This window comes from uncultured Aliiroseovarius sp. (genome assembly GCF_947497285.1).
Lineage (GTDB): Bacteria > Pseudomonadota > Alphaproteobacteria > Rhodobacterales > Rhodobacteraceae > Aliiroseovarius.
This window is the reverse complement of record NZ_CANMFT010000008.1, coordinates 155084-178374: the sequence shown is the minus strand read 5'-3', so window position 1 is coordinate 178374 and position 23291 is coordinate 155084. Positions and strand designations below refer to the sequence as shown.

At 60.0% G+C, this 23291-nt stretch carries 20 protein-coding genes and 1 tRNA gene; 9 read left to right on the top strand and 12 right to left on the bottom strand.

The window, feature by feature from the left end:
* The first annotated feature begins 138 nt into the window (after positions 1-138).
* The 6 genes from pdxH to Q0864_RS14550 all read left to right on the top strand — a co-directional run bounded on the left by pdxH (position 139) and on the right by Q0864_RS14550 (position 7262).
* Positions 139-744 (top strand): pyridoxamine 5'-phosphate oxidase, encoded by a 606-nt coding sequence (gene pdxH / locus Q0864_RS14575; protein WP_298571159.1) that lies wholly within the window; start codon positions 139-141, stop codon positions 742-744.
* A 114-nt stretch (positions 745-858) separates the two neighbouring features.
* The gene (locus Q0864_RS14570) at positions 859-1398 is read left to right on the top strand and encodes a cold shock domain-containing protein (RefSeq protein ID WP_298571158.1); all 540 of its coding nucleotides are present in this window, start codon (positions 859-861) and stop codon (positions 1396-1398) included.
* A 6-nt stretch (positions 1399-1404) separates the two neighbouring features.
* Positions 1405-1902: a DUF192 domain-containing protein gene (locus tag Q0864_RS14565; protein WP_298571157.1), complete on the top strand. Its 498-nt coding sequence runs from the start codon at positions 1405-1407 to the stop codon at positions 1900-1902.
* Between the two features lie 80 nt (positions 1903-1982).
* A tRNA-Pro gene (locus tag Q0864_RS14560) sits at positions 1983-2059 on the top strand.
* Positions 2060-2806: 747 nt separating this feature from the next.
* Positions 2807-6514, top strand: a complete 3708-nt coding sequence (locus Q0864_RS14555) for a vitamin B12-dependent ribonucleotide reductase (protein ID WP_298571156.1) — start codon at positions 2807-2809, stop codon at positions 6512-6514.
* A 460-nt stretch (positions 6515-6974) separates the two neighbouring features.
* Complete coding sequence (locus Q0864_RS14550) at positions 6975-7262, top strand: hypothetical protein (protein ID WP_298571155.1); 288 nt, start codon at positions 6975-6977, stop codon at positions 7260-7262.
* Positions 7263-7334: 72 nt separating this feature from the next.
* Here Q0864_RS14550 and ilvN read toward each other — a convergent pair whose 3' ends face one another.
* From ilvN to Q0864_RS14515, 7 genes are all read right to left on the bottom strand, one after another.
* On the bottom strand, positions 7335-7901 hold the full coding sequence (gene ilvN / locus Q0864_RS14545) for an acetolactate synthase small subunit (protein ID WP_298571154.1): 567 nt from the start codon (positions 7899-7901) through the stop codon (positions 7335-7337).
* Between the two features lie 13 nt (positions 7902-7914).
* Positions 7915-9669 (bottom strand): acetolactate synthase 3 large subunit, encoded by a 1755-nt coding sequence (locus Q0864_RS14540; protein WP_298571153.1) that lies wholly within the window; start codon positions 9667-9669, stop codon positions 7915-7917.
* Between the two features lie 422 nt (positions 9670-10091).
* On the bottom strand, positions 10092-10943 hold the full coding sequence (locus Q0864_RS14535; protein WP_298571152.1) for an arginyltransferase: 852 nt from the start codon (positions 10941-10943) through the stop codon (positions 10092-10094).
* Between the two features lie 125 nt (positions 10944-11068).
* Complete coding sequence (locus Q0864_RS14530) at positions 11069-11557, bottom strand: RDD family protein (RefSeq protein ID WP_298571151.1); 489 nt, start codon at positions 11555-11557, stop codon at positions 11069-11071.
* A 99-nt stretch (positions 11558-11656) separates the two neighbouring features.
* Entirely contained in the window at positions 11657-12196 is a 540-nt protein-coding gene (locus Q0864_RS14525; protein ID WP_298571150.1) for a DUF2852 domain-containing protein, read from the bottom strand.
* A 199-nt stretch (positions 12197-12395) separates the two neighbouring features.
* Positions 12396-12887 carry an enoyl-CoA hydratase gene (locus Q0864_RS14520; RefSeq protein WP_298571149.1) on the bottom strand — a complete coding sequence of 164 codons (492 nt, stop codon included), beginning with the start codon at positions 12885-12887 and terminating at the stop codon, positions 12396-12398.
* The gene (locus Q0864_RS14515) at positions 12887-13420 is read right to left on the bottom strand and encodes a cytochrome b/b6 domain-containing protein (protein WP_298571148.1); all 534 of its coding nucleotides are present in this window, start codon (positions 13418-13420) and stop codon (positions 12887-12889) included. The genes Q0864_RS14520 and Q0864_RS14515 overlap by 1 nt, the downstream gene beginning before the upstream one ends.
* A 104-nt stretch (positions 13421-13524) precedes the next feature.
* Here Q0864_RS14515 and Q0864_RS14510 point away from each other — a divergent pair, with 104 nt between their 5' ends.
* Positions 13525-13983 carry a MarR family transcriptional regulator gene (locus Q0864_RS14510; protein WP_298571147.1) on the top strand — a complete coding sequence of 153 codons (459 nt, stop codon included), beginning with the start codon at positions 13525-13527 and terminating at the stop codon, positions 13981-13983.
* On the opposite strand, the gene Q0864_RS14505 is transcribed toward Q0864_RS14510, so the two are convergent.
* Positions 13980-14447, bottom strand: a complete 468-nt coding sequence (locus Q0864_RS14505) for a YbaK/EbsC family protein (protein WP_298571146.1) — start codon at positions 14445-14447, stop codon at positions 13980-13982. The two genes, Q0864_RS14510 and Q0864_RS14505, sit on opposite strands and share 4 nt — an antisense overlap.
* Before the next feature lie 138 nt (positions 14448-14585).
* Between Q0864_RS14505 and Q0864_RS14500 the strand changes: the two genes are divergently transcribed.
* Positions 14586-17384: a glutamine-synthetase adenylyltransferase gene (locus Q0864_RS14500; RefSeq protein WP_298571144.1), complete on the top strand. Its 2799-nt coding sequence runs from the start codon at positions 14586-14588 to the stop codon at positions 17382-17384.
* Between the two features lie 30 nt (positions 17385-17414).
* The gene (locus Q0864_RS14495; RefSeq protein WP_298571143.1) at positions 17415-17693 is read left to right on the top strand and encodes a hypothetical protein; all 279 of its coding nucleotides are present in this window, start codon (positions 17415-17417) and stop codon (positions 17691-17693) included.
* A gap of 96 nt (positions 17694-17789) precedes the next feature.
* Here the strand turns inward: Q0864_RS14495 and Q0864_RS14490 are convergent, their stop codons facing one another.
* Genes Q0864_RS14490 through Q0864_RS14475 form a run of 4 tightly spaced genes read right to left on the bottom strand, consistent with a single transcriptional unit; the run spans position 17790 to position 23237 of the window.
* Positions 17790-20879 carry an efflux RND transporter permease subunit gene (locus tag Q0864_RS14490; protein WP_298571141.1) on the bottom strand — a complete coding sequence of 1030 codons (3090 nt, stop codon included), beginning with the start codon at positions 20877-20879 and terminating at the stop codon, positions 17790-17792.
* The gene (locus tag Q0864_RS14485; protein ID WP_298571139.1) at positions 20876-22237 is read right to left on the bottom strand and encodes a hypothetical protein; all 1362 of its coding nucleotides are present in this window, start codon (positions 22235-22237) and stop codon (positions 20876-20878) included. Before Q0864_RS14485 ends, Q0864_RS14490 begins: the two co-directional genes overlap by 4 nt.
* On the bottom strand, positions 22234-22842 hold the full coding sequence (locus tag Q0864_RS14480; RefSeq protein ID WP_298571137.1) for a TetR/AcrR family transcriptional regulator: 609 nt from the start codon (positions 22840-22842) through the stop codon (positions 22234-22236). Before Q0864_RS14480 ends, Q0864_RS14485 begins: the two co-directional genes overlap by 4 nt.
* On the bottom strand, positions 22839-23237 hold the full coding sequence (locus Q0864_RS14475; RefSeq protein WP_298571135.1) for a DoxX family protein: 399 nt from the start codon (positions 23235-23237) through the stop codon (positions 22839-22841). Before Q0864_RS14475 ends, Q0864_RS14480 begins: the two co-directional genes overlap by 4 nt.
* Positions 23238-23291 lie beyond the last annotated feature (54 nt).

The following is a 23291-nucleotide window of genomic DNA, read 5'->3' as shown; positions in this document are numbered from 1 at the left end:
GATACTGCAATAAGCCCGTTTAGGCGATTGGCATTGCTTCTTCAAGTCTTGGCACCGAAGACGTTGCGTGGTTGGAATTCAATTGGCGCCTTATCGCGCAGGCGCTTATATGTGGCACGAGCAGGAAAGGATGCGACCATGACGGAAAGAGGCGGGATATTTTCGGGCGACGATCCGTTTGTGATTGCACGCAGCTGGTTGACCGAAGCTGAGAAAACCGAGCCCAACGATCCCAACGCCATCGCCCTGTCCACGGTGGACGCAGACGGCCTGCCCAATGTGCGCATGGTTCTGTTGAAAGACATCGAAGACGATGCGTTCGTGTTCTACACCAACTTCGGCTCTGCCAAGGCGCACGAGCTTGATCAAGCCGGCAAGGCCGCATTCGTCATGCATTGGAAAAGCCTGCGCCGTCAGATCAGGGTGCGCGGGTTGATAACGCGCGAAGAGGGGCCGCAGGCCGACGCCTATTATGCGTCACGGTCGCTGAAAAGTCGGCTGGGCGCTTGGGCGTCGCAACAAAGCCAACCGCTCGCCTCGCGAGCGGCGTTGATGGCCGAGGTCGCGAAGGTGACCGCGACCCATGGCACGCATCCGCCGCGGCCTCCGTTTTGGGGTGGATATCGACTTAAGCCGGTCGAAATAGAATTCTGGGCCGACGGGGCATTCCGCCTTCATGACCGGTTTCGCTGGACGCGGGCCGAGGCAGGCGCACCGTGGTCTGTCACCCGACTAAACCCATGATTTCGGGCAATTGTGATGCGTAGCCTAGCTAAAAGTATAGGTTATTAGGTCTTGCGTCACCTGCGCATTAGTCCCATTTATGGAGCTGGGGATGCGAAATTCTAGAGGTTTCAAATGGCGCTAGCCAGCGACGCGCAAGAGCCAGTGGTCGTGCACGGGCAAGTCAAGTGGTTTGACCCGAGCAAGGGGTTTGGCTTCGTCATTGCGGACGAGGGCGGGGCAGATATTCTGCTTCACGCCAATGTCTTGCGCAACTTCGGGCAAAGCTCGGTGGCTGACGGGTCGCGGATCGAAATCACGGTACAGTCCACGGATCGGGGCCGTCAGGCGGTCAGTGTTCTGTCGATCGAGCCACCCGCAGATGGTGGACTTCACCAGTTGGAAGAATTTGCCGAAGGGCTGGTCGACCCCGAAGATGTCGGGCCGGTAGAGCCTGCGCGCGTCAAGTGGTTCGACAAGGCCAAAGGCTTCGGTTTTGCCAATGTGTTCGGCCGCCCCGAGGATGTTTTTATCCATGTCGAGGTTCTGCGCCGCTCTGGTCTGGCGGATTTGCAACCCGGCGAGGCGATCAGCCTTCGCGCGGCCCAAGGCAAACGGGGCTTCATGGCGGTCAGCGTGTCGGCTTGGGACGCAGCGATCCACGAAAAAGAGTGATCTGAGATGCGGCTTTCCTCCTTTGGACGGAACGTCGGGGTCAGCCTTTGGGTCTGGGCGGCAACCTCCATCGCCGCCGCGGCTGGTGATTGCAGCCCGACACATGTGGATTTGCGCGGTGACTGGGGCGTGGCACGTTTCACCGTCGAGCTGGCACAGACCCCCGCCGACCGGGCGCGCGGGTTGATGCACCGCGAAGACATGGCGGCCAGCCACGGCATGCTGTTTCTGTTTGAGGCCCCACAGAATGTGAGCTTTTGGATGAAGGACACGCTTATCGCGTTGGATATGCTGTTTCTGCGCGCAGATGGGACTGTGGCGTCGATCCATGAAAACGCCCTGCCACTTGACCTGACCCCCATTCCGGGCGGATCCGATATACTGGCCGTCCTCGAAGTGAACGGCGGGATGACAGATCGTCTGGGCATCACCACGGGCAGTGTTTTGCGCCACCCTGCATTGGATCAAACGCGCGCCGCATGGCCTTGTGATGCGCCTGAATGACGACTTCTTGCGATTGATGCTGGCCCGCGCGGCGTTTTGCTCTTTTCATCATGCGGAACGGTCGCTATGGAGAGGGCGTTCGGGGCGTAGCGCAGCCTGGTAGCGCGACGGTTTTGGGTACCGTAGGTCGCAAGTTCGAATCTTGCCGTCCCGACCACCACCTTTCTTGACCATCCTGCAGACAAGGTTTTTCCGCCAAACGGGTGTGGGCTGACCCAAGATGTTGTGTCTGATGTGGTGGTCTGAAAACGCCATGGTCCCCCTTGCTGTCTACTCTGCCGATTCTGTTCGTCACGCCGCGCGCTTGGGCAAGGACAGGGGCAAGCCTGTTGCGAACAGGACACGCGTTCAGGCACGAGCGCCTTGATTTGTTGAGTTTCTGCAGGTGCACAATGATTTTCAGTGTGACGGATGCTCCGGGCGCGGCCGGCTGCCACAAAATACACGCGCGCGGTGTTTTGCGACCTTGATGCTATTCAGGCGCCACCTTGCCTTTGTCAGATAAACCAGCCCCATAAATAGAAAAAACTCAATACACGCAGGGGTTGTCGGCGCGGGGGAATCAAACGCCACTTTCTTGCAGAATGAACATGCCCCTCAGGTCAATGGAAAAGAGTTGTGGATATCCCATAATTTTTCGTTGACCTGATAGGTGTCTCTACGCCAACTTGTGGGCGCTGGTCATCAAGCCACAACATATAGTGGCGGCAGGTTGTTGCGGGACAGTGAAACAAATTTGACATGACCCAATAGGTCACTTTGGTCCGAAGCGGTGTTTTCACGTCTCGGAGGGGAGGGGTTTTCTTTGTTTCCGGTCCTTTGTGATCAGCGCAGAAGGTATTGATCAAGGTGGACCCGCGCCAAGACGCGAGCCGCCACAGCGCATGAAGGACAGACGGGGCACATGAAGATTGAACGTAAGTTTACCAAGGCAGGCAAAGACGCTTATTCCGATCTGGATTTCATCACCACATCTTCGGAAATTCGAAACCCAGATGGGACCATCGTGTTCAAACTGGACGATTGCGAAGTCCCATCTGCCTGGAGCCAAGTCGCCTCGGACGTGATCGCGCAGAAATATTTCCGCAAAGCCGGTGTGCCTGCTGCCCTGAAGCGCGTGAAAGAAAAGGGTGTTCCTGAATTCCTGTGGCGCTCGGTTCCCGACGACAAGGCGCTGGCAGACCTTCCCAAAGAAGACCGCTTCGGCGGCGAGACCTCGGCCAAGCAAGTGTTTGATCGTCTGGCGGGTGCGTGGACCTATTGGGGTTGGAAGGGTGGTTATTTCACCACCGAGGCCGACGCCAAAGCCTATTTCGACGAAATGCGCCACATGCTGGCCAGCCAACGCGCGGCCCCGAACTCGCCCCAGTGGTTCAACACCGGCCTGCATTGGGCCTACGGCATCGATGGCCCCGCTCAAGGTCACTATTACGTCGATCACAAGACCCGCAAGCTGACCAAATCCAAGTCGAGCTATGAGCATCCGCAGCCCCACGCCTGCTTCATCCAGTCTGTTGGCGATGATCTGGTGGGTGACGGCGGCATAATGGATCTGTGGGTCCGCGAGGCACGTTTGTTCAAATACGGCTCGGGCACCGGCACCAACTTCTCGTCCTTGCGGGCGGCCAACGAGAATCTGTCCGGTGGCGGTAAGTCGTCCGGCCTGATGGGGTTCCTGAAGATTGGTGACCGTGCTGCTGGCGCGATCAAGTCGGGCGGCACCACGCGCCGTGCGGCCAAGATGGTGATCGTGGACAGCGACCACCCGGATATCGAGGAATACATCAACTGGAAGGTCAAGGAAGAGCAGAAAGTGGCCTCGTTGGTCGCGGGCTCGAAGATGCACGAAGAGCATCTGAACCACATCTTTGCCGCCATCCGCGCATGGGACGGGGCCGAGGAAGACGCCTATGATCCCAAGGTGAACGAGACCCTGAAAGGCGTCATTCGGGCCGCGAAAAAAGTCGCAATCCCCGAAGTTTACGTTAAGCGCGTGCTGGATTACGCCAAGCAAGGCTATGGCTCGATCGAGTTCCCGACCTATGACACCGACTGGGACAGCGAAGCCTATGCGACTGTATCGGGCCAGAACTCGAACAACTCGGTGCGCGTCACTGACGCTTATCTGAAAGCTGTTGAGGCCGACGCCGACTGGGAACTGATCCGCCGCACCGATGGCTCGGTCGCCAAGACCATCAAGGCGCGCGATCTGTGGGACCAGATCGGTCACGCGGCATGGGCCTGTGCTGATCCCGGCATCCAGTATCACGACACGGTCAATGCGTGGCACACATGCCCCGAAGATGGCGCGATCCGCGGCTCGAACCCGTGCTCGGAATATATGTTTCTGGACGACACCGCCTGTAACCTCGCCTCGATGAACCTGCTGACCTTCCTGAAGGACGGCGTGTTCCAGGCCGAAGACTACATGCACGCGACCCGCCTGTGGACGATCACGCTGGAAATCTCGGTGATGATGGCGCAGTTCCCGTCGAAAGAGATCGCCGAACGCAGCTATGTCTTCCGCACGTTGGGTCTGGGCTATGCCAATATCGGCGGTCTGCTGATGAACATGGGCTTTGGTTACGACTCGGCTGAAGGCCGCGCGATGTGCGGGGCGCTGACCGCGATCCTGTCGGGCGTGTCCTATGCGACCTCTGCCGAAATGGCGAGCGAGTTGGGCGCGTTCGAAGGCTACGAGCGCAACAAGGACCACATGCTGCGCGTCATTCGCAACCACCGCACCGCCGCTTACGGCGCGAAAGACGGCTATGAGGATCTGGCGATCAAACCTTTGCCGCTGGACCAGAAAAACTGCCCCGATGCCAAGCTGGTCGATCTGGCCATGGGCGCGTGGGACGAAGCGCTGGCGCTGGGTGAAAAGCACGGCTACCGCAACGCGCAAGTGTCTGTGATTGCGCCAACCGGCACCATTGGTCTGGTGATGGATTGTGACACCACAGGGATCGAGCCTGACTTCGCATTGGTGAAGTTCAAGAAATTGGCGGGTGGCGGTTATTTCAAGATCATCAACCGCTCGGTTCCCGCAGCGCTTGAAAAGCTTGGCTATGCCTCGTCCGAGATTGAAGAGATCATCAGCTACGCCGTGGGGCACGGCACCATCGGCAACGCGCCGGGGATCAACCACACGACCCTGATCGGGCACGGCTTCGGCCAAAACGAGATCGACAAGATCGAGGCGGCACTGCCGTCCGCCTTCGACATCCGTTTCGTGTTCAACCAGTGGACGCTGGGCGAAGAGTTCTGCACCAACGTGCTGGGCATCCCGACCGAGAAGCTGAACAACCCCGATTTCAGCCTGCTCAGCCACCTTGGTTTCACCCGCAAGGACATCGACGCGGCCAACGACCATGTGTGCGGCACGATGACGTTGGAAGGCGCGCCACACCTGAAGGAAGAGCATTACAGCGTCTTCGACTGCGCCAACCCGTGCGGCAAAAAAGGCAAGCGTTTCCTGAATGTTGACAGCCATATCTATATGATGGCGGCGGCGCAGAGCTTCATTTCCGGCGCAATCTCGAAAACCATCAACATGGCGAACGACGCGACGATTGAAGACTGTCAGAAGGCGTATGAGCTGAGCTGGTCGTTGGGGATCAAGGCGAACGCGCTCTATCGCGATGGCTCGAAACTCAGCCAGCCGCTGGCTGCGGCACTGGTCGAAGATGACGAAGAAGCCGAAGAGATCCTCGCATCGGGTTCGACCCACGATAAAGCCGTGACACTGGCCGAGAAGATCATCGAGAAAATCGTGATCAAGGAAGTGGCGCGTGGCCGTGAAAAGCTGCCCGAACGTCGCAAGGGCTACACCCAGAAAGCCATCGTTGGCGGGCACAAGGTTTACCTGCGCACCGGCGAATACGAAGACGGCAATCTGGGCGAGATCTTCATCGACATGCACAAGGAAGGAGCTGGCTTCCGCGCGATGATGAACAACTTCGCCATCGCGGTGTCGGTCGGCCTGCAATACGGCGTGCCGTTGGAGGAATTCGTCGACGCCTTCACCTTCACCAAGTTTGAACCGGCTGGGATGGTGCAGGGCAACGATTCAATCAAGAACGCGACCTCAATCCTGGATTACATCTTCCGCGAACTGGCCGTGTCCTACCTGGACCGCACCGATCTGGCGCATGTGAAGCCTGAGGGCGCTGCCTTCGACGATCTGGGCCGTGGTCAGGAAGAAGGCGTCGCCAACGTTCAGGAAATGACGGAAACCGCCGCCACTAAGTCCTTGGAAGTGTTGAAGCAAATCAGCTCGACCGGATATCTGCGCAAGCGCATGCCGCAAGAGCTGATGGTCTTGCAGGGTGGGGCCGGCGCGGAAGAAACCATGCTGACCGGCACTGATCCGGTGGGTGTTCTGAACACATTGGTTCCGGAAACGTCGGGCGTGACGACGACCGTGACCGAAACGCTGGTCAGCGAGACAGCGATTTCGGCGGGCACGATCAACAAGATCGACGCGCGCACCAAAGCCAAGATGCAAGGCTACGAGGGTGACCCTTGCGGCGAATGTGGCAACTACACATTGGTGCGTAACGGCACTTGCATGAAGTGCAACACCTGCGGCTCGACCACGGGCTGCAGCTAAGATCTTCCGCTGGTTGCCGCTTTTCCCAAGGGGTGGCAATCGGCGAAATAGGGGTAGGGCGGCTATGCCGCCCACCCGACATGACACGGGGCGGGTGCGCTCGCCCCCTGACGCGGATAGGGCCGCAGGTAAAAAACAAATCGGGCAGTATCAATCACGAGCCTTATCAGCGAAACTGGGGTGCCTTCGGGCGCCCCATTCTTTTTGGCTTGGCGGGTTTGGGGTGATCTTGCGCCTCTCCGCATTCAAATACATAGATACCTTTATGTATCGCACTGATTCCTAACGAAAATGATCAAATTGACGTTGGGGCAAATAATGCGCTGAATCCGATCGATTTGACGCGCCTTAGCGTCGGAAAAGCTGCGCAATGACGCCATGCAGCGGCGCTTAAAATTGATATTTGCCCTGTTTCTGCCGCAACCTGCTTCTAGAATAACTCCAAAGAATGGAGACGCGCATGTTGGGGATAATCCTGTGGTATAACGCCGAAAAGAGCGTTGGCTTGGTCTGGTGCGAAGATCAGGGGCCGCTTGCCTATATCGGACCCGAGGTTGAAACGGCGGGGCCAGTCATCAATTTTCATCGTGGAACGCAGATCCGCTTTGAGCTTGAGGAAAGAAACGGCTTTCGGACCGTGCAGCGCATCGACGCGATTGCCGTGTTGCCGGGGACGGTCGATCCGGGGCAGGTGCTGGCCAGCTATGAGCCCGCGCCGGAACGGTCGCGCCTTCGCGTCGTGGCCTGACGCGACTTTGAACGAAATGCGCCCGCCACGTTTCCGAGGCGGGCACAAATTTTCTGGACGGAGGCGCGGTGATCAGACCAGAGCGCCACGCGACAAGGCCGCAACGCCGGTGCGCGCAACCTCGATCAGGCCCAACGGGCGCATCAGGTCAGCAAACGCATCAATTTTTTCGGTTGTCCCGGTGATTTCAAAGACAAAACTGTCCAGCGTGCTATCGACGACATTGGCGCGGAAAATGTCGGCCAGGCGCAAGGCCTCGACCCGTTTGTCGCCAGAGCCCTCGACTTTGAACAAGGCAAGCTCGCGTTCGACCGAACGGCCTTCGACGGTCAGGTCATGCACTTCATGCACGGGCACGATGCGGCCCAGTTGCGCCTTGATTTGTTCGATCACTGCGGGTGTGCCGGTGGTCACGATGGTGATCCGCGACAGATGGCCCTTGTGGTCAACTTCGGCCACGGTCAGGCTTTCGATGTTATAGCCGCGACCGGCGAAAAGACCGATAACGCGGGCCAGAACGCCTGCTTCGTTGTCCACGACGCAGGCCAGTGTATGGCTTTCCACCACGTCGGAGTTGGGATCGCGCAGGTCATAAGCCGATTTGCGTGACGAGCCTTTTTTGATCTTCAGTGCAGACATGTCTCAGCCCTCCTTATACCAGCGTCGCGCCCGAGGCACCGATGACGCCCTGCGTCTCGGCTTCGCCCAGAAGCATCTTGTTGTGCGGTTCGCCCGACGGGATCATCGGGAAGCAGTTCGCGTGCTTTTCGACAAGCACATCCAGAATAAACGGGCCGTCATAATCCAGCATTTCCTGAATGGCGTCGTCCAGCTCGGCCGGGTCCGACACTTGTCGACCTTTACAGCCAAATGCCTCGGCCAGCTTCACGAAATCAGGCAGGCTTTCCGACCAGCTTTGGCTATAGCGTTCGCCGTGCAACAGCTCTTGCCACTGGCGCACCATACCCAGGCGTTCGTTGTTCAGGATGAACTGCTTGATGGGCGCGCGGAACTGAACGGCGGTGCCCATTTCCTGCATGTTCATCAGCCAGCTGGCGTCGCCGGCCACGTTGATGACCACGGCGTCGGGATGGGCAATTTGCGCGCCCAGAGAGGCGGGCAAACCATAGCCCATGGTTCCCAGGCCACCCGATGTCAGCCAGCGGTTCGGTTCCTCGAAGCCAAGAAATTGAGCCGCCCACATCTGGTGCTGGCCAACTTCGGTGGCGACATAGCGATCCGCCCCTTTGGTCAGCGCCTCCAGCCGTTCCAAAGCGTATTGTGGCTGGATGATCTCGTCCGAGTTGCGGTAGGACAGGCAGTTGCGCGCGCGCCAGTCTGCAATCTGTTGGGTCCATCCGGCCAGCGCCTCGCCATTGGTTTTGCGGCCGCGCGCCTTCCAGATTTTTAACATGTCTTCAAGCACATGCCCGACATCGCCGATGATCGGAATGTCCACATGGATCACCTTGTTGACCGAGCTGGGATCAATGTCGATATGCGCCTTTTTCGATCCGGGGCTGAACGCATCCATCCGCCCGGTGATCCGGTCATCAAAACGTGCGCCGACGCAGATCATCAGGTCGCAATCATGCATCGCCATGTTGGCTTCATAAAGCCCATGCATGCCCAACATGCCCAGCCAATGTTCGCCTGACGCGGGATAGGCCCCCAGACCCATCAGGGTTGAGGTGATGGGAAAGCCCGTCGCGGCAACAAGTTCGCGCAGAAGCTGGCAGGCCTCCGGGCCCGAGTTGATCACGCCGCCGCCGGTATAGAAGATCGGACGTTTCGCGGTCTCCATGGCTTCGACCAACGCGGTGATCGCCTCTGTGTCGCCACGCAGACGGGGCGCGTAGTGACCGGTTTCGGCCTTCGCGGGCGGTGTATAAGTGCCGGTGGCGAACTGCACATCCTTCGGAATATCGACAAGCGTTGGCCCCGGGCGACCCGAGGTTGCGACGTGAAACGCCTGATGGATCGTTTCCGCCAGCTTGTCTGTCTCTTTCACCAGCCAGTTGTGTTTGGTGCAAGGGCGGGTGATGCCGACGGTGTCCGCCTCTTGAAACCCGTCCGTGCCGATCATGAAGGTCGGCACCTGTCCGGTCAGCACCACAAGCGGGATCGAATCCAGCAACGCATCGGTCAGCCCGGTCACCGCGTTTGTCGCACCGGGGCCCGAGGTTACCAGAACGACGCCGGGTTTGCCGGTCGAACGCGCATAGCCTTCGGCCGCGTGCACAGCCCCTTGTTCGTGGCGCACAAGAATGTGGCGAATATCATTTTGCTGGAATATTTCGTCATAGATCGGAAGGACGGCACCCCCTGGATAGCCGAATACCGTGTCCACACCCTGATCCTTCAGGGCTTGAACCACCATTTTCGCTCCGGTTATCTGACGCGTCATTTCTCTCTCTCCGTTCCACGTGCGGTATTCACAAAAAAGCCCCCGGTTTTACGGGGGCGCATGGGGGACCTAAAGGGTTCCGTTACCGGCCCATGCGCCATATTTCTACAAGTACGAGGACGCTGCCCATTGCAACTTTTCCTATGCCTTGCCCAAGCGGGCTTCTTGACTACGTGCGCGGGACATTATGAGGGGGGGCAAAGGGCGTCAACCGCGAAATGGGTGAATAAAGTGTCGCAGGGGCGCTTTTTTTGAAATTTTCGTGCAGCATTTGGCTTGAGCGGCGCAATTATCGGAAAGCGAAGGCGAGTTTTGCGACTGTTGCGCGGTCTCGGTCGCCTGGCTCCGCCAACGGGCAGCCCGACGCCTGTGCGTCTCAGCCAAGGCTGCATCAGACCGCGGCCATGCAAATCATCGTTGTCTCAGGTGGTGTTTGGGCCGACCGTGTCCGGCAGGGTGATCCCTGCAACCTGTTCTGCGATCGGATCGGTGGACAGCGGGTGCAGCTCGGCCGAGTAATCTTCGTTTCCGTGCAGCGGTGTCCAGTTACCAGCGCGATAGATTTCAAGCGCGGAAAACTTGGATTTGTAGTCCATCTTCGGACTTCCCGGCACCCAATAGCCCAAGTAGACATAGGGCAACCCCGCCTCGCGCGCGATCTGGATGTGATCGAGGATCATGTAAGTGCCAAGCGAGGTCTTGGTCCGGTCAGGGTCGTAGAAGGAATACACCATCGACAACCCATCATCCAAAACATCCGTCAGGCAGACCGCCCGCAACGGCCCCGTGGCCTCGTCGCCGGGGGTTTGGTCGCGCCCGCGTTCAGCATATTCGATGACGCGACTTTTGATCGGTGTTTCCTCGATCATTGCGGCAAATTCGAACACATCCATATCCGCCATGCCGCCATCAGCATGGCGGGTGTCCAGATAGTGGCGGAACAGCTCGTATTGGTCTTCGCTGGCCCATGGCGCGCGGGCGCGTCGTTCCAGATCGGCATTGCGCCGAACGGTGCGCCGCTGACCTTTGGTAGGGGTGAAATCCGCCACGCGAATACGTGCGGACAGACAGGCAGAGCAATCGGCGCAAGACGGACGATAAAGCACGTTTTGAGACCGGCGGAACCCTTGCTTGGATAGGCTGTCGTTCAGCTTGGTAGCATGCTCGCCCTGCAACGCGGTGAAAAGCTTGCGTTCCATCCGGCCATCCAGATACGGGCAATCCTGCGGCGCAGTGACATAAAACTGAGGGGCAAGGGGTAGTGTATGGCGCATGACACCTTCAAATTTGACCAGTCCAGAGAAGGTTAGCGCGGTCGGTTGAAGCGGGCAAGTCCTGCTTGATCACAGGGTAAATGGCCAGTGCACGACCCGGCGCACCCGGACGATCAGCCTGGTGGCTAGTGGCCCGCGGCGCGGTTCATCGCCGCCGTGCCCAGCACCATGTCACCCAGTCCTTGACCGCGCGGCGTGGTGAACATCATCACGATCGAAAAGATCTGCAGCACGAAGGTGGACATGGCCACCAAATAGGCCAGCGTGTGCAGAACCGCTGTTTGTCGGTCAAAATGCTCTCCGCGATGGGTGCGAAGCTCAATCGCGACCAGCCGCATACCAAGGGTCGCCGAGGCACGCGTCAGCGTCGTTACCCGGTAGACAAATCCAACCGCCAGATAGATCAGGCCCCACAAGAAAAAGCCGATGCCAAGGGTCAGGAGGCTGATCAACAGGCAGATTGCCACGATCATCACCACGTCGATCACCCAAGCCAGCAGGCGCTTTAGGGTCACATCCTGGTAAAACTCGGCTTGCGTGACCGGGTCGGGAAGTCCCCAATAGGGCGCGTGCGTCTGCCCGTTGTCGTGAAAGCTGTGCGGATCGTCCGGCATGGCGGCTCCTGTTGTGAAAGGTCGTTCAGGTGGAAAGACCCGGCCCTGTTGTATGGGGCCGGGTCTGCAGGATGACAGAGTGAACAGTCAATCCCTAGCTTACGATGGCTTTTTCTTGCCGCGTTTGGGTTCGTCAAGCACTTCGATGTCGTCCGCATCAATGTCTGCGTCCATTTCGGTGTCGTCGAACTCGGCTTGGGCGGCTTCACGCGCCGACCGGGCTACGTTTGCGCGTTCATCCATGAACTCGTCAAACTCGGACTTGTCTTTGGCTGCGCGCAGGCGTTCCAAGAAGGCCTCGAAGGCTTCCTGTTCGCTCATCAGGCGGCGCAGGGTTTCCGCTTTATAGGCGTCGAACGCTGTGTTGCCTGAGCTGGAAAAGCCATGGCGACGTGCGAAACGCGCATCATTCCACGGAGCGGTTTCAGTCGAGGTGCGGTGGCGGCAGGATTTCGAAAACATGCGTTTGCTCCAGATCATATAGGCAAGAAGGGCCAGACCGATGGGCCAGAAGAGAATGAAGCCGATGACCATGGCGGCGATCCACGCGCCTTTGCCGCGCTCATCCAGCCAAGTTTCGCTTCGCGAAAACCAGCCACGCGGTGCGGCGGTGTAATCGGTTTGAGCGGCGGTGTTCATGGTGGTCTCCAATCGTTGAGTTAAGTAATGTGAATGCCTTTCACATGATTAAGATGTGGGGATTTCGTGGTCGGCATCAAGGGATAATGTGAAAGTATTTTACATTATTTTTATAAGATACTGTTTAGTAACGAAAAAAGGCCGCAGAAACTTCTGCGGCCCTAGTTCACAATGTATGTCCCCCGCTACAAAATTGGACTTATGCGGCCAAACCAGCAGTGTTTGAGCGCTGTCCTAGCCTGGGCTTAAAGGCTCCCATGAGGATTTCAGTTACCAGCGGAATGACATTGGACATGCCCACTAAGGCTTCTTTTGCTTCTAACGCGTGGAATGCCTCACTTACGGGTCCTGATGGGTCTCCAGCCTCGGCAAGAGCCAGCAACTTAGGCATCATAGGAACGAGGAAGACGAAAGCGTTCACGGCAAGGAAGGCTTGGCAAAGCAGTTTGACGATCATCCAGCGCCCGCGTTCGTTCCAATAAGTAAACAACGCAATGTCGCACATAAGTTTCATCGCTAACCCGGGTAGGATCAGTATATACGCGCTGATCAGCTTGTATTCGTAGATGACAGTTGCGGTCCCGCCATCTGTCGCGCCGACGGCTGCCCCGATGATAATGTGAGACAGGATGCCGCCGACATACATGATGCCGGCGACCTCATTCAGAAAATCAACAAACTTGCGGGACATCACTCGCTCCGTTTGCCGAACCACATCCGGCTGATCAGACCGTCCTTGAGGGCGAACTGGTGATAGGCCCAGCCTGCGACATGCGCAAGAATGGTCAGTGCAAGCAGCTTGGACAGGATCCCGTGCGCCTTGCGCGGGGCCAGATCGTTGAAGGTTTCGGGCAGGGGGGCGCCTGATCCGCCGAACACGATGTCGGGCAGGCCTGCGGTGATCGAAATGCCGATGCCGCTGGCAACCATGAGCAAAACCAAGCCGTAAAGCGCCCAATGGGCCACACGACCGCCCGTGTTCAACAGCGCGTTCCCGGTGTCTGCCTTTGGCGGGTGCTTTGTTCTGAGCCGCGTCACGAGGCGTAGAACCATCAGCGCACCAATCACCAGTCCAACTGTCATATGCGCGCGCAGGCTGAACAGTTTGTCGGGGCTGTCATTGGGCAGTGCAGCCAGCACCTGACCGCCCATGATCAGTGCGCCGGCAATCATTGCGGCCAGTCCCCAGTGCAGGGCGACGAGCAGGGGGTGGTAACGTGTCATGAGGGTCTCCGATGTGTAAAGAGTCGCGCCCATTATAGTTGCAATTGCAACATTGGCAACATTAACATTTGCGAATGCAACAGTTGTTGTCTATGGTTTTCCAGATGACCAAGGACACGCCTCTTTCAAAACGCGCAAAAGCCACGCGGCTCACAAGCGCTGGCTGGCACTTTCAACGGCTGGCCTGCGTGGTCGAGCGTGACATGAGCGCCAGGCTTGCAGCACATGGGCTGAAGATCGATCATTTTGTGATCCTTATGACATTGGCGGAACGCGACAACGTAACCCAGACCCAGTTGGGCGAGGGGATATCGATGCCGAACTACGCGATCACCCGTGCGCTGGATTTTCTTGAAGAAGCTGGGCTGGTCGAGCGTCGAAAAGATGCCCAGTCGCGCCGATCCCATCGGGTTTTTCTGACCCAATCCGGGTCTGACCTGATGCCAAAGCTGTTTGCGACCGTCAGCGACGTGAATGATGCGTTCCTGGCCCCGCTGACCAAAGACGAGCGCGCTTCGTTGGCCAAGTTGCTGGTGACGCTGTCTGCTTCGCCTGACGCTTAGGTGAAGGAACCGGGCAGCGCGCCGCATGCGCTGATCAGGGCGCGGGGCGCGGCGGAAAAGACGTGGCGCGGGGTGCCTGCAGCGGCCCAGACGGTGTCAAACTCCAGCAAACGCGGATCGAAGAACGCCCGCACCGGGCTGATCAGACCCACCGGGGACACGCCGCCAATGGCAAACCCGGTCTCGGCCCGCACAAGGGCCGCATCGGCCTTGCCAAGCGCCTCGCCAGCCAGATCCGAAGCTTTGTCCGTATCCACCTGGTGGCCGCCTGCAGTCAGGAACAGCACCACGTGGCCGCTCTGCGTGCCGCGAAAAATGATCGATTTTGCGATCTGATCGATGGCGCACCCCACCGCGCGCGCCGCGTCGGCTGCGGTGCGGGTGCCCTCGCTCATCTCGCGTATTTCGCTGTCGATCCCGGCGGTCTCCAGCGCCGCGCGCACGCGTTTCAGACTTTTGGACATTTGGCGGCTCCTGCGTTGCGGGTCACGGTAACAAACTGTGAAGGCGGCGCAAGCCAGCTTTGCCCGCCAGTTTTGCACCTTTGTCGCATTCGTCGATCCCCGGTTGACCCATCCCGCGCGGCGGCGCAATTTGCATCCATGACGCACCAGACCTTCTCTGCCCGTATCACCCGCTGTCCGATCCCCTACGAGGCCGATCCGGCGACGGAAATTGATACTGCCTTCGCTGATCAGCCCCCCGAGATCAGAGAGCTTCTGGCCGGGGCGGCGGGCTGCGCGCCCTATCTGAAATCACTGATGGAACACCAGTCCGACTGGTTGCGGCTGGCTTTGTCAGGCCCCCCGGAACACGCCATCACCGAGGTTCTGAACGGCATCGCAGGTGATACCGACAGCGCCCTGCGCGCCGCACTTCGCATTGCCAAGCAGCGGGTGGCCTTGCTGACCGGGCTGGCAGACCTTGCCGGTGTCTATGCGCTGGAGCAGGTGACCGGTGCCTTGACCGATCTGGCCGACACCGCCACCACCAAAGCGATGCAGTTTCAGGTCGGTCAGGAAATCCGACGCGGCAAGCTGCCCGGCAAGACGGAAGACGACATTGCCAGCGCCGGGGGCATGGTCGCGCTGGCGATGGGCAAGATGGGCGCGCACGAGCTGAACTACAGCTCGGATATCGACCTGATCATGCTGTTTGACGACAGCCAGTTCGACCGCGATGACTTCCACGACGCCCGCGCCAGCCACGTTCGCGCCACCCGCAAGATGAGCGCGATGCTGTCCGAGCTGACCGCCGATGGCTATGTTTTTCGCACCGATCTGCGTCTGCGCCCCGACCCGGCTGTGACGCCCGTCTGTGTCTCGATGGAGGCCGCAGAGCGGTATTATGAAAGCCTCGGTCGCACATGGGAACGCGCCGCGCATATCAAGGCGCGCCCCTGTGGCGGCGACCTTGCCGCCGGCGCGGCGTATCTTGAGCGGCTCCGCCCGTTTATCTGGCGCAAGCATCTGGACTTCGCCGCCATTCAGGACGCCCATGACATGCGCTTGCGTATTCGCAAGCACAAAGGCTTGCATGGCGCGTTGGCGCTGGAAGGCCATGACATGAAGCTGGGGCAGGGTGGCATCCGCGAGATCGAGTTCTTCACCCAGACCCGCCAGATCATCGCGGGCGGGCGCGACGAAAGCCTGCGGATGCGCGAAACCGTGCAGGGGCTGGCCGCACTGGCCGCGCGCGACTGGATTCCTGAGCGCGTGGCGCAGATTCTGACCGGCCATTACCGGTCCCACCGCGAGGTTGAACACCGGGTGCAGATGATGCGCGACGCGCAGACGCACAAACTGCCTGCAACGGACGGGGAATTTGACCGGCTGGCGCGGATGATGGGCGAAGGCGACACCGACAGCTTGCGCGCCCGCCTGCGCGACGCCTTGTCCGAGGTTCATGAGGTGACGGAAAGCTTCTTTGCGCCGGATGACGCGTCCTCGGCTGTGCCCGACCTGGACGAAAACGAAGCCGAGATCGTGCGCCGTTGGGAAACCTATCCCTGCCTGCGATCAGCGCGCGCGGTTGAAATCTTCAAACGCTTGAAGCCCGACTTGCTTGCGCGTCTGGCCGAAGCCCCACGCCCGCATGACGCATTGATCCATTTCGACGGGTTTCTGTCACGCCTGCCCGCCGGTGTGCAGCTGTTTTCCCTGTTCGAAGCCAATCCCCCCCTTGTGGACCTGATCGTGGACATCGCGGCCACCGCGCCGGCGCTGGCGGCGTATCTGGGCAACAATGCACAAGTGCTTGATGCTGTCATCGGGGGCGGTTTTTTCGAAGATTGGCCAAGCGCCGAGGCGTTGGAACGCCAGCTGGAGACCCGTTTGCAAAAAGCGCCCGACTATGAGGCGCGCCTTGATATGGCGCGGCGCTGGATGAAGGAATGGCATTTTCGCATTGGCGTGCATTTGCTGCGCGGACTGATCACCGCGCGCGAGGCCGGCATCCAGTATACCGACCTTGCCGATGCGGTCATCCGGGCGCTTTGGCCCGTGGTGATCGACAACTTTGCGCTCAAGCATGGCCCGCCGCCGGGGGCGGGCGCTGTGATTGTGGGAATGGGGTCATTGGGCGCGCGCAGTTTGACGGCGACATCGGATCTGGATTTGATCGTGATCTATGATCCCAAGGACGAAGACATGTCTGACGGGCGTCGTCCGCTGGCTACGCGGGCCTATTATGCCCGTCTGACGCAGGCGTTTCTGACCGCTCTGTCCGCACCAATGGCGGAAGGGCGGCTTTACGAGGTCGACATGCGCCTGCGCCCGTCCGGACGGCAAGGGCCGGTGGCGACGTCGATAAGCAGTTTCAGTGCCTATCAGCGCGACGAGGCCTGGACATGGGAGCATCTTGCGTTGACCCGTGCACGGGTGGTTGCCGGACCCGACGCTGTGGCCGCTTCCTATGACGCCGCGCGCGCCGAGGTTTTGGCGTTTGACCGTGACCCTCCCACGGTGGTCGCCGATGTGAAAGAGATGCGCGACCGGATCGCACAGGCCAAGGGCCACGGGGGCGGGGCTCTGGATGCCAAGCTGGGCGTCGGACATCTCCAGGACGTTGAACTGGTCGCGCAGGCCGCTGCCCTTTTGTCGCGTGAAACGGCCCGCGCGCCGCGCGACCAGATTGCACAAGGCATCGCGATCGGCTGGTTTTCCGACGCCCAAGGCCGCGCGTTGGCCGACAGCCATGACCTGATGTGGCGCCTTCAGGCGGTCTCTAAACTACTGTCAGAGGGTCCGTTGGACCTTGACGCGCTGGGGAAGGGCGGGCAGGACTTGCTCTTGCGAGAGACCGGTGCCGAAAGTGAGGCGGCGCTGGTAGAGGATTTGGAGAAAAAGGCAAGGGCCGCCGCCCAAGCCATCGAAGAGGTGCTGGCCGCACCACCGGGGTAACCCGATCGCGTCGGCACCCAAGGAGCCGCGATGAGCGATCTCATCAAAGACATCGACCCGCGCGGTCTGATCAAGGACAGCTATCTGATCGACGGGATCAGGATAGAGGAATGCCGGTCGATCTTTCTGGACTGGGCCTTGTTTGATGACCATGCCATGCCGCAGTCCGAACGGATCGCGCTGTTGCTGGACCACTACGAAACGGCTCAACCTGCGCACCCGATGACCACCGTGCTGCGCGACGCCCGACAAGAGCTACCCCAGCCCAAGCGGCGCGGTGGTCGAAAGGGGCGGGTCGATCAGGCCTGACCTGTCATGACCTGACCAGAGCGGTCGTTCTTCTGATCCGCCCACGCGATGTGTCGTCAAGCGACGACCCGGCCCAAACCCCAAAGAACCTGACCGTCAGGCTTTGGACAGCGTGGTCAGGCCGAGGTCATCCAAAATGGCATAGATCGCCGGCAGCACAAACAGCACCACCACGCTGGCTGACAGCAGCCCGAACACCAGGCTGGCCACCAGCGGGATCAGGATCTGCGCCTGCAGGCTGGTTTCCGTCAGGATCGGCAACAGACCCGCCGTCGTCGTAGTGGTGGTCAGAAAGATCGCCCTGAACCGCGCCCGTGCAGCGCGCGCAGCGGCTTGCGACACATTTGCCGCCTCGACATGTTCGTGTTTGACAAAATCGACAAGCAAGATCGAGTTGTTGACCACGACCCCCGCCAGCGCGACAAAGCCCAACATGCTGGGCATCGAAAAGTCGAGCCCCATCGCCATGTGGCCGAAGATCGCACCGGGCAGGGACAGCGGGATCACCAACATCACCACGATCGGCTCCAGATACGAGCGAAACAGGAAGCTGAGCAGCAAGAACACGCCCAATAGCCCGATGACGAACCCTTTCAGCATGGATTGCTGGGTCTTACCGGCTTCGGCATTCTGACCCTCGACATCAAGCGTGACGCCGGGATGGCGCGCCAGAAGCTCTGGCACAAAGCGCGTCAGGGTGTCGCCGACGATGGCGTTCGCATTCGCGGTGCGGGTGTCAATCGACCCCTGAACGGTGACCGTGCGCACCCCGTTTTCGTGGTTGATGCGGTTGTAGCCCTGACCGATCTCGACCTTGGCGACGATATCCAGGGGCACATAGCTGCCATCGCTCCGGGTGACCGAGAAGTTGTCGAAGATGGACCGGTCGCCGCGATCATCCTTGCCAAATTGCGCGGTGACCTCGATCAGGCTTCCGGCGACCTGCATTTCGCTGATTGTGGTGCCGATATAGGCGGCGCGCAACTGGTCTGCGACCATCGCCGCGGTGATCCCCATCGGGCCTGCGCTGTCCCTGAGCGTCACACGCAATTCACGTTTGCCCGGTCGCAGGTCATCAAGGATCGAGGTGACGCCCTCATACTGCCACAGCCAATCCTGCAACTCGATCGACGCCGCCTTGAGGGCTGCCAGATCGTCGCCCTTCAAGCGCAAATCGATGGCGATCCCGGCGGGGCCGATCGTGCTTTCGGCGTATTTCAGGCTGATCACATCGGCCACGGGACCGACGGTGTCGCGCCACAGCGCCATGATCTCGTCCGGTGTGCTGACGCGTTTGGCCGAGGGCAGAAGATCGACGCTCAGGGTGACCACATGGGCGCCGGTCTCGAAGGCATCCCGGTTCAAACCGTGAAAAACGCTGACATGGCGGATCAGAGTGGCCTCGTTGGGTTGCTCGGGCGTCAGAGTGGCATTGACCTCGTCCAGACCGGCCTCAAGCTGGGCGACGATCTGGTCGGTGCGCGACAGCGGCGTGCCTTGCGGCAGCAGAACGCGCGCGACAATCGTGTCGCCGTCCAATTCGGGAAAGGCGGTGAATTTCAGATAGCCTCCCGCCAGCATGCTGACCGAGGTCAACAGCACCGCAAGACTTAGCCCTGCCACCGCATATCGCCAACGGATCGTCAGATCGACCAGCGGCCCGACAAGGCGTTCGCGCGTCCAATCGACGGCGTGTTCGACACGCGCGCGCAGCCCCTTGTCGTGGTTGGCGACCTCAAGGCTGTGGATCAGGTGGTGGGGCAGGATCAGGAACGCCTCGACCAGCGACACCATAAGAACGAACAGCATCACCACAGGCACCACGCGCAACACAGCACCCAGATCACCGGCAAGAAAGGCAAGCGAGCCGAAAATCATCGCGGTTGTCCCGAACGAGGCAAAGACGTTGGGAAACACCTGCCTTGCGCCTTCGACCGCGGCGTCCAGCGCACTGCGCCCTTTTTCGCGCAACCGGGCGATGTTTTCCGCGATAACGATGGCGTCGTCCATCAACAGCCCGATCACGATCAACAAGCCCAGCGTCGTCATCAGGTTCAGCGAATAGCCGACAAGCCCCATCAGGGCGACGCCGCCCATGAAGGACACCGGTAGTCCCATCGCCACCCAGAACGAAAACCGAAAGCCGAAAAACAGCCACAGGACCATAAACACCAGAGCCAGACCTTGCAGGCCGTTGACCACCACCAGTGTAAGCCGGTCGCGCACCACCGACACGCCGTCAGCGGTAATTTCAAGTGTCACACCGGGGGGGGCTTGGGCGCGTTCGGCGTCAAGAAACCCCTGCAGCGCGTCCATTGTGCGCAGGCTGTCTTCGGCGCGGGTCTTGGTGATATCAAGGATGGCGGCGGGTTTGCCGTCGAACAAGATCACATCGTCATCAGAGGCGAACCCTTCGGAAATGTCTGCGATGTCGCCCAGCCGCACCTGTCCCCCCTGCGCCGAGGACCGCACGATCAGGGCTTCCAGCGCACGGCTATCGCGCCGCTCTTCGGCGACACGCACCAGCAGTGTTTCGGTTGCCGCCTCTATGTTGCCCGCTGGCAGATCAAGGCTGTTTGCCTGCACCGTGCGTGCAACGTCAGCGACGGAAATGCCGAATTTCTGAAGCTCTGACGGGCGGAGGTCGATCTGGAACTCGCGGGTGGCAAAGCCACGAATGTCAACTTTCGGAATGCCGCCCCAGCGCAGCATACCGGTGCGTATGTATTCGGCATAGTCGTTCAGATCCGTGCGCGTGCGCGGACCGGTCAACGCGACCGAGGCGACGAAATCGGTGCGCCCCAACGGTCTGACGGTGGCCGCCTCGGCGCGTTCTGGAAAATCCGAGATGGCGTCAACTTCCGTCTTCACATCGGCGACGAAGGTTTGAAAATTGTCGCCCTCGCGCATTTTGACGACCGCAAGCGCCGCGTTTTCGCGCGCCTCGCACGCGTGTTTCTCAAGACCCGTCACCCCATCAAGAGCGCTTTCGATCCGCTCGCAAATCGCGGTTTCCACCTCTTCGGGGCGGGCGCCGGGATAGGGGACGCTGATCTCAACCTCGCTGAGATTGGCACGCGGGAAGGTTTCGCGCAGCAAGGTCGGGCTGACAAACAGCCCCGCTGCAAGGAACAGGATCATCAAGAGGTTGGCGATGGTCGGGTGACCTGCGAAAAACCTGATCATTGAGCTGCGTCCTTGGCCAAAAGCTGCGGCATCAGACCTTCATCCACATGCGGATCAAGCAATTGTCCCTCGATCACCGGGTTTGGCGGGGTCAGCAAAACATGCGTGCCCTGTGCAAGCGTGTCGCTGGCAAAAAGCGCGATCTCGCCTTGTTCAAACCGAGGTGTGGCTGCGACCATACGCAGCCGGTTGTCACTGTCAGCGACATAGAGACTGCCGTCACGCAGCGCGCTGCGCGGCAAGACAAGACCCGAAACTGGCGCGCTGCTGAGCACCACATCGACGAACATGCCTTTGGTCAGGGGCGGGCGATTGCCTTGGCCGCTTTGCCCATAGGCGTTTTCCACCACCACAACCACACCGACCGTACCTGACCGTAGGTCGATCCCGTCGCTGACCCGGTCAACCGTGGCCGGCCAGGTTTCGGTTTGCTCGCCCAGCCGCAACCGGACCTGAGCCGTCAGTCCAAGGGCGTGAAGAGCTTCGGTCATCTGGGTTGGTTCGATCGGCATTGTCGGCGCTGTGCTGCGACCAAGCCGCACCAGACGGCCGAAATCGTCCAGAGACACCTGCACCACGACCTCGGCGCGCTCGATCCCGTCCAGACTTGCGGCTGTTTGCCCGGTTTTCAGAAACTGCCCGACCTCGACGGAATAGGCGGCGACGCGGGCCGCAAATGGCAACGTCAATTCACTGCGCTCAAGGTTCAGTTGCGCGGTGGCAAGCGTTGCCTGGTAAACGGCGATCTGTTCGGTCTGAACGGTGCGCTGGGTTGGAAACAAGGCCAGCGTGCTTTCAATCCCCTGCACCTTCTGGCGTTGCGCCAGATGGGCGGCACGGGACTGGTCGCGTGCGCCTTTCGACATGGTGCCTGCTTTGAACAGCGCCTCGGCGCGGGCCAGATCGGATGCTTTTACCTCCAGCGCCTCGCGTTCAATCTCCAGGGCGTCGCGCTGGTTCTGTTCGGACACGTCCAGTTCGGCCAGACGGGCTTCGGCGGCGCGAATGTTGGCCTTGGCCTGTGCAATGGCGAGGTTGAAATCCGTAGGCGATACGCGCAGAAGCACGGCGCCTGCGGGCAGGATCTGCCCGCCGCGGAGCCCCGGATTGACATATTCGACGCGCCCGCCGACCTCTGCGATTGCGTCGAACGTGCGTTGCGGGGTCACAAGCCCGAACCCGGTCAGGGTTGGCACAAGTGATCTGCTGTCAGCAGGGATCACCCGCACCGCGGCGCTGCGTTCGGCCAGCGTGCTGCGTTCGGGTGGTGGGCTTGTCGATACGACATAGGCCAGAATGCCCGCGCCAATGGCCGCGATGGGAAGGGTGATCAGAGCCAGTTTGAAGCCGGTTTTCATATGTCTTTTCCTTGGCGTTCGAAGAGCGTCAGTTGCAGGTCAAGCAGGCGTTCGCCGTCTGGCACAAGCGTTGCGGTGTCGCGGGTTACGATCAGGCGCAGCACCAGGCTTTGCACGATCCCGATCAGCAGCGTCACGCCATCTTCGCTTCGCAGATCGGGGCGAAGTTGTCCGGTCTGTTGGGCGTTCGAAAGATATTGCGCAAGCGTTGCACGAAATTCTGTCATCGCTTCCAGAATGAGGCGGCGGGTTTGGGTCAGATTGCCGGACGGGTCGCGCGTCACCATGATTTCGGGCAGTGCGGGGGTGTCGCAGACCAATTTCAGATGCCCAAGTATCAGGCGACGCAAGGCGTGGGTCGGGGGCAGGTTTGCTTGGGCGGTTCGGTCGATATTGTCGCGGATCAGGGCACAAAGCCGGTCGGTCGCGGCCCGCCAGATATCTTCTTTCTTGGGAAAGTGCTTGTAGATCGCCGGTTGGGTCAGCCCAAGTTGCGTTGCAATCATGCCGGTCGTCACATGGTCCGGCCCGACCCTGAAGGCCAGATCAAGGGTCACGTCCAGGATCTCGGTCTTGCGATCGTCTGTGGATTTGCGCGCGCTCATGCTGGGGCAGAGCGTCGGGTGGTGATCAAGGCAATCGCGGCCCAGAAGGCAAATCTGAGGGTCAGGGCGCCGACCGTGCGCATCTCAAACGGGCTGCCGCGCAAGACGACGAATGCGAAGCCCAGTCCGACCACTGCCGTAGCAATGGCGATCAGTGCGGCCAATCTGGGGGCCCAGGACTTGCCAAGCCACAGGCCGATGGCTGCCAGCACGTAAACGCCGCCTGCGAGGAAGTTGAACCAGACCACGAAACCGACATATTGCCCGGCGGAGGCGCGCGCTTCGTCCGGGCCAAACAGCACGTTGCCACCGGAAAAGAGGGTCAGAAGACCAAACACCAACGCAACAACAGCGATCGGTTTGAGCCAGCGAACGGGTGTGGATTGGTTGGGCATGGCGGCCTCGCAAGGTTAGTTATAGGCTTATAACTAATGACCCGTCACAAGGAT